Raw genomic sequence first — 12,650 nt, 5'->3', positions numbered from 1 at the left:
TCACCTGATGCCCCGTGCCCTCGCCCACCGTCCGTGGGTGCCCACCGTCACCGAGGATCGCGTCCAGTCCGTACTGAAGGCCGTGACGGACCAGACCGCCTCCTCGATCCAGAACGAGATCGAACGGCTGGTGGCCGGCAACCACCGCATCCACGACATCGAGTCGGTCAACCTGAACCCGGCCACGAACATCATGAACCCCCGGGCCGAGGCGCTGCTCTCGGCCCGCCTCGGGTCGCGGCCGTCACTGGGGTACCCGGGCGAGAAGTACGAGATGGGTCTGGAGGCGATCGAGCAGATCGAGATCATCGCCGCCGAGCTGGCCGCCGAGGTCTTCGGCGCCGGCTACGCCGAGGTACGCGTCGGCTCGGGAGCGCTGGCGAACCTCTACACCTTCATGGCCACCTGCGAGCCCGGTGACACGATCATCGCCCCGCCGGCGAGCATCGGCGGCCACGTCACGCACCACGAGCCCGGCGCGGCCGGCCTGTACGGGCTGAACATCGTTCCCGCCCCCGTCACGCCGGACGGCTACACGGTGGACGTCGACGCCCTGCGCGAGCTCGCCGAGCGGGTCCGGCCGAAGCTGATCACCATCGGCGGCAGCCTCAACCTGTTCCACCACCCGGTGGCGCACATCCGCGAGATCGCCGACGCGGTCGGCGCCCGCGTGCTCTTCGACGCCGCCCACCTCTGCGGCATGATCGCCGGAAAGGCGTGGCCGCAGCCGCTGGCGGAGGGCGCCCACCTGATCACCATGAGCACGTACAAGAGCCTGGGCGGGCCGGCGGGCGGGCTCATCGTGACCAACGACGCCGAACTGGCCGAGCGGCTCGACGCGATCGCCTACCCGGGACTGACCGCCAACTTCGACGCGGGCAAGACCGCCGCGCTCGCCATGACCATGCTCGACTGGAAGGCGGCGGGGCCCGCCTACGCGCAGGAGATGATCGCGACCGCGCGGCGGCTGGCCGACGAGCTGCTCGCCCTCGGCGTGCCGATCTTCGCCGCGGACCGGGGGTGCACCCGTTCCCACCAGTTCTCCGTGCTGGCCCACCGCTACGGCGGCGGGCAGCGGGCCGCCCGGCGGCTGCGCGAGGCGAACCTGCTCAGCAGCGGCATCGGCCTGCCGGTGGAGGCGGTCGAGGGGGACGTGAACGGCCTGCGGATCGGTACGCCGGAGATCGCCAGGCTCGGGATGACCGAGGCGGACATGCCGGAGCTGGCCTCGTTCATCGCCCGCGGCCTGGACGAGAACGTCGACCCGGGTACCGTGGCGCCGGAGGTCACCGAGTGGCGGAGCCGCTTCTCCGGCGTGCGTTTCACGGTGGACAACCCCTCCTGAGGGGCATACGCCGCGCTGTGCTGAAATCCGCCCGTACCCGGCTCCCGTGTTAGCGGCGTGGAAGCCGGGGTAGGGCGGCCGTGCGCTCGCCGTCGCGCGTCCCCGCCAGGGGAGATCCGATCCGCCGGCGGCCGGTCCTTGTCCGGGGCGTGGCCGCAGGGCCCGGTGTGAGAGGAGAGCACGGTGGCCGAATCGGATCTGATCCTCGACCTGGTGTGGCAGGAGTTCCACGAGGTCGTGAACATGACGTCGGAGGAGCTGCGCGCCTTCCTGCTGGCGTCGGCCTCGGCGGACGGGGGCGTCGCCGGAAGCCCCGAGTTGGTCATGCCGCCGCTCGGACGCCAGGTGCTCGGGGTCCTCGGCAAGCGGAAGGACGACCTGACCGCGGACGACATCGAGACGATGCGGCAGGCCGTCGACCGCGTCGAGGACACGCTGGCCGAGGGGAGGGTCGGCGATGACGACGACGACCGGCGGCGGGCGCTGCTGGAGGTCGGGCACAATCCGCTCCGGCCGTCCCGGCTCCGGGGCTGACCTCGGGCGCGCCGACCAGCGGGCCGGCAACTCGGCCTCCCGGCCGGTGAGCGGCGGTCAGTAGCCGCCGAACCAGCCGGGGACGTCGAGCCGGAAGACGTCCCCCGCGGTCATGGCGCGCAGGTCGGACTCCAGGGCGCGCAGGCGGTCCTCACCGAGGGTCCTCGCCCAGCCGGCGCGCAGGTCCTCGAAGATGCGCGCGGACCGGGCGAGGCTGTCGACGCCCCGCTCGGTGAGCCGCACGATCTTGCGGCGGGCGTCGCCCGGGTCGGAGCGCCGCTCGACGTAGCCCAGGTGCTCCAGGGTGTCCACGGTCTTGCCCGCCGCCTGCTTGGAGACGCCCAGCCGTCGGCCGAGCTCCACGGCGGTGGTGCCCTCGGGGCCGATCGCCTGCAGGACGAATCCATGCATCGGACGCATGTCGGGGTGTCCCTGGCGGGCGAGCTCCACGTGGAGCTCGTCGATGAGCATCCGGAAGCCGAGGAAGAGCCTGAGCGGGAGTTCGAAGCCCGGAGGGTCGGCCGGCACGATCGTCTCCGCCTCACTGTTTCGACAATGGTGTTGTCGAGCTTAGGGACTCTCTCCGTACCTGTCATCCACGGGGTGGCAGCCGGACGGATCGCTCACCCCACGTGCGCACCGCCTGCGGTGAAGGGTCACCTTCACCGCAGGCGCCCGTCGGGGCGGCGCGGGTCCTGGAGCCACTTGTCGGTCTGGCGGGTCGCGTTGGGCGCGCCGGGGGTGCCGGGCGAGCGGCGGGTGGCGCGGGTCTCGGTCACGGTGAAGTCGGCCACCACGTGCCGGTTGTGCAACAGGAAACCGACGACGCCCGCGATCGCCTGCACGCTGTCCCCCGCGCGGGCGTGGCCGGTCAGGAGGTAGACCAGCGGCGTGGACGGCTGGTCGAGGGCGAAGTGGCGGTCGTGGTGGTGCGCGTCCTGGAGCGTTCTTATCGGGATCGGCCGCGAGGTGGTGAACCACGCGGCGACCTCCCAGAAGGGCTGGGCCTGGTCGCCGTCGGTCGACTCCTCGTAGCAGGTCGTGCAACCCCGGCGAGCGTCCTGCCCGTGGGGGCACGCCCAGGCGGCGAGGTCGTGCGGCATGCTGCGCTCGGACATGAGCTGACCGTACCTTCCCGTGCGGAGAGACCGGCGTTTCGCCGTCCCCCCGCGCCGGGGCATCGGGTTTTCCGCCGGATGGCCCCGGCGTCGTGCCGTCTCGGTGTTGTCGCCTGCCCGTTTCCGGCCCCGGTACTCGTCCGCTCTCGCGAGTGCGCCCGCGAAATATCCATGTATTTCGTGGTTTCTGCAGGTCATCGAGAGGAAGGAGTGATCTTGGGAGTGTTTCGAGGGCTTCGGTGTGGGCATCGGACCGATCGAGGGGCATCGAACGGGGGACGCATGGCGCGTGGGTTTGACGCGTCCGCTCACTACGGGCGGCGCATCGCCGACGTTCACGACGGCGGCATCACGGTGAACGACTCACCCGGGGGCGCGTGCGGGCCCCTGACGGCTTCAGGGTTCCCGGCGGACCCGGATCTCTCGGTGGCTCCGGAGCCGCCGAGGTCTCCTGGGCAGCCGCGTCTCCCCGGACTGCTGAGCTCTCCCGGGCCCGGACCGTCACGTGCCACGAAGCCCCCGGGCTCCCCGAGGTCCCTGAAGCCCGCGGGATCCCTGAAGCCCGCGAAGTCTCCGGAGCGCTCGAAGCCCGCCGAGCGCCCGGACCCGTTGGACCTGCCGGCGCTGCCCGCCGCGCGGGGCCCGATCAGCGCCCTGCTCTTCGAACGGCTGGTACACCCACCGCACCGCTTCGGCCTCCTGTCGCTCCCGCTGCTGTCGTTCCCCGCCCGTTTCGCGGGCCCGGTCCTCGTGGACGAGGACGTGCAGCTGGCGCTCTTCGTCTGCTACGAGCTGCACCACCGGGGCTTCGAGGGCGTGGACGAGCGGTGGGAGTGGAACCCCTCGCTGCTGGAGGTGCGGGAGATCCTGGAGGCACGGTTCGAGGAGGGGCTGGCGCGGGCCGTGTCATGTCCGCCCACCCAGCGGCCCGAGCACCTGAGCCAGGCCCTGACCGATCTGGTGGCCGCCGCCGTCGACGGCCCCGACCTGCCGGGATTCCTCCAGCGGCAGGCCGACCTCGCGCAGTTCCGCGAGTTCGTCGCGCACCGGTCGATCCACCACCTGAAGGGGGCCGATCCGCACACCTGGGCGATCCCCCGGCTGAGCGGGCGCCCCAAGGCGGCGCTGGTGGAGATCCAGATGGACCGGTACGGCGGCGGGCGCGTCGAGCGGACGCACTCCGCGCTTTTCCGGACCACCATGCGCCGGCTGGGCATGGACGACTCCTACGGCGCCTACCTCGACCAAGTCCCGGCGATCACGCTGGCCGTCTCCAACACGATGTCGCTGTTCGGGCTCCACCGGCGCCACCTCGGAGCGCTGCTCGGTCACCTGGCGGCCACCGAGATGACCTCCTCGGTCCCCAACCGCCGCTACTCCAGGGGCCTGCGGAGGCTGGGGGCGGGCGAGGCGGCGAGCCGTTTCTACGACGAGCAGGTGCGGGCCGACGCCGTACCCGCGCAGACCGCCGCGCACGACATGTGCGGCGGGTTCGTACGGCAGCACCCCTCGCGGGCCGGTGACGTCCTGTACGGGGCGGCCTGCGCGCTGACCCTGGATCGGCTCTTCGCCGAGCACGTCATGAGCCGGTGGCGGCGCGGCGTCCCGTCACTGCGGGAGGTGGGCGCGGCGAGGCCGTGACGACCGAACCAGGTGGTACCGGCGGGGGGAGGCCCGTACCTCAGTTTCCGTGCCCGCCCATGGCCTGGCGGATCACGTCGCGGGTCCGGTCCACGAGCGCCAGCGGTGTCCCGAGCAGCAGGTTCCTGACCGCCGATTCGGTGCCCGGATGCGGGTGGGTCGGCGCCAGCGCCTCGGCCGCCTTCACCCCGGCGGCCAGGGCCCGGCGTTCGGCCTCGCTCGTCTGGGCGCGGAACCGGGGAAACTCGTGGCGCTCCTCGGCGTGGGCGTGGGCCAGCACCGCCGCCCGCAGGACCTGCAGGTGTCCGGAGAAGTCGGGATGGTCGGCGCCCAGCTTCTCCAGGTCGGAGAGCATCTGCTTGGCCTCCCGCTCCTCACTGAGGCGCTCGTCGACCACGCTGTCCCCGCCCTCGATCTTGAGGCGCGCATAGGGATGCACGACCTCCTCCTCGGCGGTCTCGTGCACGGCCAGCATCCGCACCAGGCGCTGGAACGCCTCGGCACGCCGGTGCCCCGCGGGAGCGTTCTCCACCTCGTCGAACAGATCCCTGATCATCACGTGCTGGCGTACCAGCAGGTCCACGACGTCGTTCTCACCCATCAGTTCGGGTACGTCCTTGCGGTCACTCATAGGTCCCCCCTTGTCATTAGGACGCTTACCCCCATCCGGGCACCGAAACCCGGGGTGACCCGGCGCGGGCCGCACGCCGGTGACCGCGTACCCGCAGACGCCCGCGTGAAGCCGCGGTCAGACGGTGATCCACTCGGTGACGACGGTCGCGCCCGCGAGGTGACAGCGGAGGCTGAAAGGCCCGGCGGGGACGTCGTCGTAGACGAACCTGCCCAGCTCGTCGGTGGCCAGCGTCACCGGACGGTGCCCGAGGACCTCGACCTCCGCGGGACCCGGCGGCATCAGCTGGCCCACCACACGCCCGCCGTCGGCGGTCACGGTGACCTCCAGGTCGACGGTCAGCTCCGCCACCTGGAAGGTCAGCATCCGCGGCGCCCTGTCACCCCGCACCCGTGAGGGCCCGCTGAGGGAGTCGAAGACCAGCTCGGCCAGCTCGGCGTCGAGCGCGCGGAGCGCGTAGGCCTCGACGGCGACCTGCAGGAGCTCGGAGGGAACGGGATCGAACAACTCGACGGCGCGGCGCAGCTCCGCCTCAAGCGCGTCGTCGCTCATCGGAAGCCCCGTTCCGTGAGGAGGACGCGCAGCCGCCGCAGGCAGCGCTGTCTGATCGGCCCGATGCTCCCGACGGCGATGCCGAGCGTCGCCGACACCTCCTGGTAGCTGACCGGCGGCGAGGCCATGAGCAGGCGCAGCAGCCGCCGGCAGTTCTCTCCCAGTTCCTGGAACGCCTGCCACATGGCCCGCATCCGCTCCCGCTCCATCGACGCCTCCTCGGCGTCGACCACCGCCTGCTCGGGCGTACGACCGTCGGCGGCGCGGTCGAACACCTCGGGGTCGTCGCTCGGCGAGACCCGCCGAGCGGTTCTGATCACCTTGACGCACTCGTTCCGCGCCGTGCTGGCCAGCCAGGCCCCGACCCGGTCCGGCTCACGGATCCGCGCGAGGTTCTGCGCGAGCCGGAACCAGGTCGTCTGGTAGACCTCCTGGGCGTCCGCGTCTCTCAGCCCGTGGGCGCGCACGACGGACCACACGAGCGGGCTGAGGCCCTCCACCAGGGATTTCCACGCCGCGGTCTCCCCATCCACCGCGGCGCGGAAGAGAGTGCCGGTCGAGTCTCGATCCACGGTGACGTCCCCTTGCATTCGGGACTGTCATCGTACGACGGAGGGCCGATGCGGCCGCACCGGTTTTCAGAGCGCGACCGGGACACTTTGCACGCTCGACGGCGTCCAGGTGGAGGGGATGAGGGTGGGGGCGGTCAGGCCCTGCACCCCCCTGCCGGACAGGGGGGCGGTCAGCAGCTCGGCGGCGGCCTGCCGGGAGTCGGTCACGTTGTTCCGCACCATGTGATTGACGATCATGCCGACGACCAGGGGCGCGGAGAAGGAGGTGCCGCTCCACTGCGCCAGCCCGTCGAACCTGACGCGTTCGCGGATCGCGTTCGGCGACGCCGCCATCTTCTCGCTGAGCTCGCCCCGGTGCGGAGGGAACTGGCAGGTGCAGTCGTAGGTGGAGCCGTACCGGCAGTGGTCGTAGGTCGAATGCTGGTAGTCGTAGGGCACCGGGGTGTCGTCCACCGCGGTGAAGGCGCTCACCAGGTGCTCCCCGGGAGCGTACGCCGTCACCCACGGCCCGTGACCGCTGAAGCAGGCCCGGTCCTGGCCGTCCTTCCTCAGCGCGCCCACCGACACGACGGCGCCGGCGTAGTCGGGGTCGTCGGCGTAGGCCGCGGGATAGAACCGCTTGTCGCTGCCGTTGTTCCCCGCCGCGGCCACCAGCAGTGTCTCCGGGTGGTTGGTCACCAGCTCCCGCATGAAGTCCTCAAGCCCCATGAGCGCCTGGCAGTCCGTGCTCAGGGTTCCCGCGGACAGGTTGATGATGTCCGGCCACCTGTTCAACGGCCGCATCTCCCCGAGCAGGAGGTCACCCAGGCACTTCTCGGAGATGGCGCCCGCGTTGACGAGCGCCCCGTTCACCGTGATGGCGGCGCTGGGTGCGACGGCGCTGATCAGCCCGGCGATGAAGGTGCCGTGACCGACGTACTGCTTGAGTATCCCCTCGGAGTCCAGCTCGATCTCCTTGCCCTCGCCCTCGACGAGGCTCATCCACGGGTGCGACCTGTAGTTCTCCACCAGTCCCGTGTCGATCACCAGGACGGACACCGGGCCGGCCGTCGCGCCGGCGACCCGCTTGACCACCGCCGGGTTGGGCGGCCCGTATCGGGCCACGGGTACCGGCTCGTCGCCGGGGCAGCAGTTCACCGCGATGGACACGATGTGGTTCCTGGACACCATCCGGCGGCCGTTGGCCTGCTCCAGCTCCTCGACGGCCCGCAACGCGTCCGACACGTCCCGGTCGCTCCAGCGCTCCGCACGGTCCACAGGCCCGACCAGGATCTTGAACACGCCGCTCGGGCTCTCCTCCTCCTGCAGCTCCACGCCACGGTCACTGCCGCGATCCCGGCGGAACGCCCTCCGGATCGCCCGGGTGACCTCGGGGGCGTCATCCCGCCTGGCGAGGACACAGCCCTTCTCATAGAGAAAACTGGACGAGTCATCCGGGCCCGCCGCGAGCACGACCCCCTCTCCCATGGCCGCCTGGATCTGGTCGAACTGTTCCTGGAACCTGTCTGGTGCCATGTTCACTGTCCTGTCTCGGAGATTCCTCACGTCGCCATGGGTTAGGAGCCGCGGGGCGCCCGGTTGATACACCCCTGCGTACGAGCACAGCGGCATGGACGCTCCGAACACATCACGTCTAACATCGATCCGTGACCGGGGGAAGCCCGCGGACCCCGCCTTCCGTGGGAGATGCTCTCGACCTGTTGCCCCTGCTGTTCGCCCGTCCCGCCGACGCGCTGGCCGGAGCGCGGGCCGTGCTGGCGGGCGCCCCTTCCTTTCATGACGCCTCCGTCGCCCACCAGGTGATCGGCATCTGGCAGCGCGACTTCGGCGACCTCACGACGGCGATCGACCATCTCCGGCGGGCCCGTGTGCTGGCGGTCAGGTCCGGCTCCGCGGACCGCGAGACGGACGTGCTGTCGACCCTGGGGGCCGCCCTCATCCACGCGGGGCGCACCAGGCAGGGGATGGCGGCGCTGGGGGCGGCGGTCGAGAGGGGCGGCGGGCTCACCGGCGCCCGCGCGCTGTTTCGGCGCGGCTACGCCTGGTGGGTCCTCGGCGGGCACCGTGAGTCGCTCGACGACCTGCGCCGGGCCATCCCCGCCCTGCGCCGGGCACAGGACACGATCTGGACCGCCCGCGCGCTCACCCTCAGGGCCACGGTCCACCTGGCCGTGGGGGCCGTGGAGCGGGCCGAGGCCGACTTCGTCGCCGCCGAGCTGCTGTGGGACACCACCGACCAGGAGCACGACAAGGCCGACGCGGTGGAGAGCAGGGGGCTGGCGGCGTTCAGGTCCGGTGACCTCCCCGCGGCGCTGCACCACTTCGACGAGGCCGCGAGCCGTTACCGGGCACTCGGCACGCCCATGTTCGTGCTGCACATCCGGCGGTGCGGGGTGCTCCTGGCGGCCGGGCTGGCGCGCGAGGCGCTGGAGGAGGCCGACGCCGCCACGGAGCTGCTGAACCGTACGGGAGGGCAGACGACCCGCGGCGCCGAACTCCTCCTGATCGCCGCGCGGGCCGCGATCGCGGTGGGCGAGCCGCACGCGGCGATCGTCCGCGCGGGCACGGCCGTCCGGCTCTTCTCCAGTCAGCGCCGCGACTGGTGGCAGGCCCACGCTCGGCTGGTGCTGGTCCAGGCCAGGTTCGCGGCGGGTGAGATCTCCGGCCGTTCGGTACGCGACGCCGCCGCGGTCGCGCTGCGGCTGGCGGAGCTGCGCGCCCCCGAGGCGGTCCAGGCGTCGTTGCTGGCCGGTCGCACCGCCCTCGCCCTCGGCGCCGACGCCGACGCCGAACGGCACCTGGCCGCCGCGGCCAGGGGCAGGGCACGCGGTCCCGCCTTCGCCCGGGTGGACGGTTGGGTGGCGCAGGCGCTGCGGGCTGCGGCCGCGGGGCGGACCCGCGGCGTGCTGGACGCCTGCCGGCGGGGTCTCGACCTGCTGGACGAGTACAGGATGACACTGGGCGCCTCGGAGTTGCGAGCGCGGGCCACCGCGCAGGGGGCGGAGCTGGCCCTGCTCGCGCAGCGGGCGACCCTCGCAGGAGGGAGCCCCCGCCGGTTCCTCGGCTGGAGTGAGCGCTGGCGCGCCACGGTGCTGGCGGTCCCGCCCACCCGGCCGCCGGACGACCCCGAGCTGCTGCGCGACGTGACGGCCTTCCGGGAGATCAGCAGCCGGATCGAGGCGGCGAGGCAGAAAGGCAGCCCGGCCCCCGCGCTGGAGCGCGAGCAGCGGCGGCTGGAGAAGGGGATCCGCGACCGGACGCTCCGGATGCGCGGTGCGGGCGGCACCGACGGGCACCGCTTCGACGTGGACCTGCTGCTCGACGAACTCGGTGACGGGTGGCTGATCGAGATCGTCGCCGTCGACGGCGACCTGCACGTCCTGCTCTGCGGCCGGGGCCGGGTGCGCAGGTTCGCCGCGGGACGGCTGGCCGACGCGGCGATCGACGCCGACCACGCCCGCGCGGGTCTCAGCAGGATCGCGTACGGGGGCTCCGCGGCCAGGCTGCCCGTCCTCGAAGCCGGCGGGCGCCGCCTCCAGGAGACACTGCTCGGCCCCGCGGTGCGCCACCTCGGGGAAGGGCCGGTGGTCGTCGTACCGCCGGGCAGGCTGCACGGCGTGCCTTGGGCGCTGCTGCCCGCGCTGGGTACGCGGGTGCTGAGCGTGTCGCCGTCGGCGAGCGCCTGGCTCCACGCCCGGCGGATCGAGCCGTCGCCGTCACGGGATCGGGTCGTGCTGGTCAGAGGCCCGGGGCTGGCGACGGGCGGTGCCGAGATCCCGCCCCTGGCAGCCAGGTACGGCGAGGCGACGGTGCTGGAGAACGGCACCGCGGTCACCTCGGCCGTGCTCGCGGCGCTGGACGGCAGCAGGCTCGCGCACATCGCCGCGCACGGCACCTTCCGCTCCGACAGCCCGATGTTCTCCTCCCTGGGGATGGACGACGGCCCGCTCACGGTGCACGACCTCGAACGACTCCGCAGCGCTCCGTACCGGATCCTCCTGTCCAGCTGCGACTCCGGCAGGCTGCAGCCGGTCGGCGCGAACGAGCTGCTGGGCCTCGCCACGGCGCTGCTGCCGCTGGGCACGGCCGGGATCGTGGCGAGCTCGGTGCCGGTCGACGACGAGGCCGTGGTACCGCTGATGCTCGCCCTGCACGAGGGGCTGCGGCGCGGCCTGAGCATGGCCGAGGCCCTGCGCGACGCCAGGTTGTCGATGCCCGGCGACGCGCTCCACCGTGCGACGGGCTGGTCCTTCTCCGCCATCGGAGCGGCCTGACCCGCCCCGCCGGATCGTCTCATCGGTGGCCGCCCGTCCGGTCGCCGCGCAGGCCAACGGTGAAGAGCCCTTCCAGGCCGGCGCGGTCGCTGCTGCCGAGACGCGCGTAGGCGTCGCACAGGTGGTTGGCGACCGTGCGGATCGACACCGTGAGCTGCTCGGCGATCTGCCGGTTGGTCAGGCCCGCCGCGGCAAGGCTGACGATCTGCCGCTGGCGGGCGGTCAGCCTCGGCAGCGCGAGGTTGACCAGCGCGGAGCTGCGCGCCCCCTGGCAGGCGCCCGCCAGCGCCGAGGCCCGGTTCCTGGATGCCTGCGAGGCGCGCCGGTCGGGGTGGACGAGGGCGGCGTGCGCGGACGCCTCCGCGGCGTGGAGCATCAGGCCGAGGTCGGCGAGTCCCCGCGCCACCTTGTCCAGGGCGTCCCCGTCGCGCCGGGCCAGCGCGCGGGCGTGCCGCGCCAGCAGGGGAGCGAGGTCCCCCTCCGCGCGGTCGGCCAGTTCCCCGAGCCGATCGGCGACCAGCTCGGGGGAGCCGAGCCGCACCACGTCGTGCAGGGCGAACAGGTCGTCTCCGAACAGGCCGTCTCCGGCGACGCCGAGCGCGGACCGCAGGGCGCCGTCGAGGTCTCCCTCGGCGGCGAGTGCCCAGGTCCGTGCCGGTACGGCGGCGGATGCCCGCCGCCAGGTGTCCGTGTCGGGCGCGGGCGACCGGGTGTCCCCCGCAGGCGCCGGAGGCTGTGCTCCGCTCACCGGCCACGGGCGCGTCCAGGCATCCCCGGCGGGGGCGGGACCGCGCGAGATGGCCTGCCAGGCCGTCGCCAGGTCGCCGACGTAGGCGGCGGCGTGGGCGAGTTCGGCCAGGCAGTCGCGGTGGTGGGGAGAGCGGCGCAGTCCCTCGCGACTCCAGGCCATGGCCTCGCGGGTCTCCCCGCGGAGCCGGGCGACGCGGGCGCGCCGCGCGCAGAACTCCGGCATCGCGGGCTCGTCCCAGCCGGTGTCGTCCTCGGCCATCCGCTCGCCGACGCCCCGGGGTATCTCCGCGAGTCTTCCGGTGTACGCGCGCGCGGCCAGTTCCTCGCACTCGGCCGCCAGCGCCGAGGCCCTCGGGGCCCTTCGCCTACCGGAAGGCCCGCCCGAGAGGGAGGGCTCCGCCGCGGCGGCCCGCAGCACCGGGCCGTGCAGCGGGTGGACGAGCCGGTCGTCCACGGTGACGAGCCCCCTCGCCCGCAGGCGTTCGAGGACGGCGGGGGCCACGAGGGCGCCCGGCGCATCCGCGCCCGCGCCCAGTGGTTCGCCGGACGCGATGAGCTCCAGCGCGTCCCGCTCCTCGGTGTCGAGGTCGCGGATCGTCTCCTCCACCAGTTCCCGGACGCGCGCGGTGATCGGCGGCGTGCCCCGCCAGGTCCAGGTGCCCGACACGTGGTTCAGGTCTCCGCCGGCGTGCACGGCGACGACCAGCTCGCGCAGCAGCCGCAGGTCGCCGCGGCTCGCCCGGTACAGGCGCCGGACGGTGAGGGCGTCCACATAGCCGCCCACCGCCCGCGCCAGCAGCTCGGCGCAGGCGTGCTCCGTCAGGGGGGCCAGTGCCAGGCGCGGCAGCAGGTTCTCCTCCCAGAGCCTGGAGATATCCTTCGGCGCGGGCTCGCCCTCCCTGACCGTGACGAGCAGGCGGGTGCGCCCACCGAGCGCCAGCTCGTGGACGAGCGCGGCCGAGGCGTCGTCGAGCAGATGGGCGTCGTCCACGACGAGCACCGCGTCACGCATCGCCTCGGGCACGGCCTCGGCGGTCAGGCGGCTCCGGCCGCTGCCCGCCGCACCGGTCACGACGATCCCCCGGCGACCGGCGGAGAGGTTTCGCCGTACGAGATCAAACTCCTCAGCTCTGGCCGTGAACGGCCAGGGAGACCGTGGGTTTCTCACAGCGATATGAGGCGCGCCGCCCGCCGGTGATACACGCGGAGCCGAGTGAACCGGGGATACCGGCC

General features: G+C 73.0%; 11 protein-coding genes. 4 read left to right on the top strand and 7 right to left on the bottom strand.

Annotated elements, in window-relative coordinates:
- Window positions 1–7: 7 nt before the first annotated feature.
- On the top strand, window positions 8–1,345 hold the full coding sequence (locus IG98_RS0127765) for a serine hydroxymethyltransferase (RefSeq protein WP_030918379.1): 1,338 nt from the start codon (window positions 8–10) through the stop codon (window positions 1,343–1,345).
- A 183-nt stretch (window positions 1,346–1,528) separates the two neighbouring features.
- Window positions 1,529–1,879, top strand: coding sequence for a DUF3140 domain-containing protein (locus IG98_RS0127760; RefSeq protein WP_030918376.1), 351 nt, complete (start codon window positions 1,529–1,531; stop codon window positions 1,877–1,879).
- A gap of 57 nt (window positions 1,880–1,936) precedes the next feature.
- Here IG98_RS0127760 and IG98_RS0127755 read toward each other — a convergent pair whose 3' ends face one another.
- Both IG98_RS0127755 and IG98_RS0127750 read right to left on the bottom strand, forming a co-directional pair.
- Window positions 1,937–2,407 carry a MarR family winged helix-turn-helix transcriptional regulator gene (locus IG98_RS0127755; RefSeq protein ID WP_030918373.1) on the bottom strand — a complete coding sequence of 157 codons (471 nt, stop codon included), beginning with the start codon at window positions 2,405–2,407 and terminating at the stop codon, window positions 1,937–1,939.
- 134 nt (window positions 2,408–2,541) lie between these two features.
- Complete coding sequence (locus IG98_RS0127750; protein WP_030918369.1) at window positions 2,542–2,997, bottom strand: hypothetical protein; 456 nt, start codon at window positions 2,995–2,997, stop codon at window positions 2,542–2,544.
- A gap of 609 nt (window positions 2,998–3,606) precedes the next feature.
- On the opposite strand from IG98_RS0127750, the gene IG98_RS0127745 reads away from it, so the two are divergent.
- Entirely contained in the window at window positions 3,607–4,638 is a 1,032-nt protein-coding gene (locus tag IG98_RS0127745; protein WP_030918367.1) for an iron-containing redox enzyme family protein, read from the top strand.
- Between the two features lie 40 nt (window positions 4,639–4,678).
- Here IG98_RS0127745 and IG98_RS0127740 read toward each other — a convergent pair whose 3' ends face one another.
- The 4 genes from IG98_RS0127740 to IG98_RS0127725 form a co-directional block, all read right to left on the bottom strand.
- The gene (locus IG98_RS0127740) at window positions 4,679–5,269 is read right to left on the bottom strand and encodes a hemerythrin domain-containing protein (protein ID WP_030918362.1); all 591 of its coding nucleotides are present in this window, start codon (window positions 5,267–5,269) and stop codon (window positions 4,679–4,681) included.
- A 117-nt stretch (window positions 5,270–5,386) separates the two neighbouring features.
- Window positions 5,387–5,821, bottom strand: a complete 435-nt coding sequence (locus IG98_RS0127735) for a hypothetical protein (protein ID WP_051753034.1) — start codon at window positions 5,819–5,821, stop codon at window positions 5,387–5,389.
- The gene (locus IG98_RS0127730) at window positions 5,818–6,393 is read right to left on the bottom strand and encodes an RNA polymerase sigma factor (protein ID WP_030918357.1); all 576 of its coding nucleotides are present in this window, start codon (window positions 6,391–6,393) and stop codon (window positions 5,818–5,820) included. The genes IG98_RS0127735 and IG98_RS0127730 overlap by 4 nt, the downstream gene beginning before the upstream one ends.
- Window positions 6,394–6,459: 66 nt before the next feature.
- Window positions 6,460–7,908, bottom strand: coding sequence for a S8/S53 family peptidase (locus tag IG98_RS0127725; protein ID WP_030918354.1), 1,449 nt, complete (start codon window positions 7,906–7,908; stop codon window positions 6,460–6,462).
- A 131-nt stretch (window positions 7,909–8,039) separates the two neighbouring features.
- Between IG98_RS0127725 and IG98_RS0127720 the strand changes: the two genes are divergently transcribed.
- Complete coding sequence (locus IG98_RS0127720) at window positions 8,040–10,667, top strand: CHAT domain-containing protein (protein ID WP_211264115.1); 2,628 nt, start codon at window positions 8,040–8,042, stop codon at window positions 10,665–10,667.
- Between the two features lie 19 nt (window positions 10,668–10,686).
- Here the strand turns inward: IG98_RS0127720 and IG98_RS0127715 are convergent, their stop codons facing one another.
- Window positions 10,687–12,585, bottom strand: a complete 1,899-nt coding sequence (locus tag IG98_RS0127715; RefSeq protein ID WP_084195694.1) for a helix-turn-helix domain-containing protein — start codon at window positions 12,583–12,585, stop codon at window positions 10,687–10,689.
- Window positions 12,586–12,650 lie beyond the last annotated feature (65 nt).

The organism is Streptosporangium amethystogenes (assembly GCF_000721075.1).
Lineage (GTDB): Bacteria > Actinomycetota > Actinomycetes > Streptosporangiales > Streptosporangiaceae > Streptosporangium > Streptosporangium amethystogenes.
Note: the sequence above shows the minus strand (reverse complement) of the source record. Positions and strands in the feature narration are given on the sequence as shown.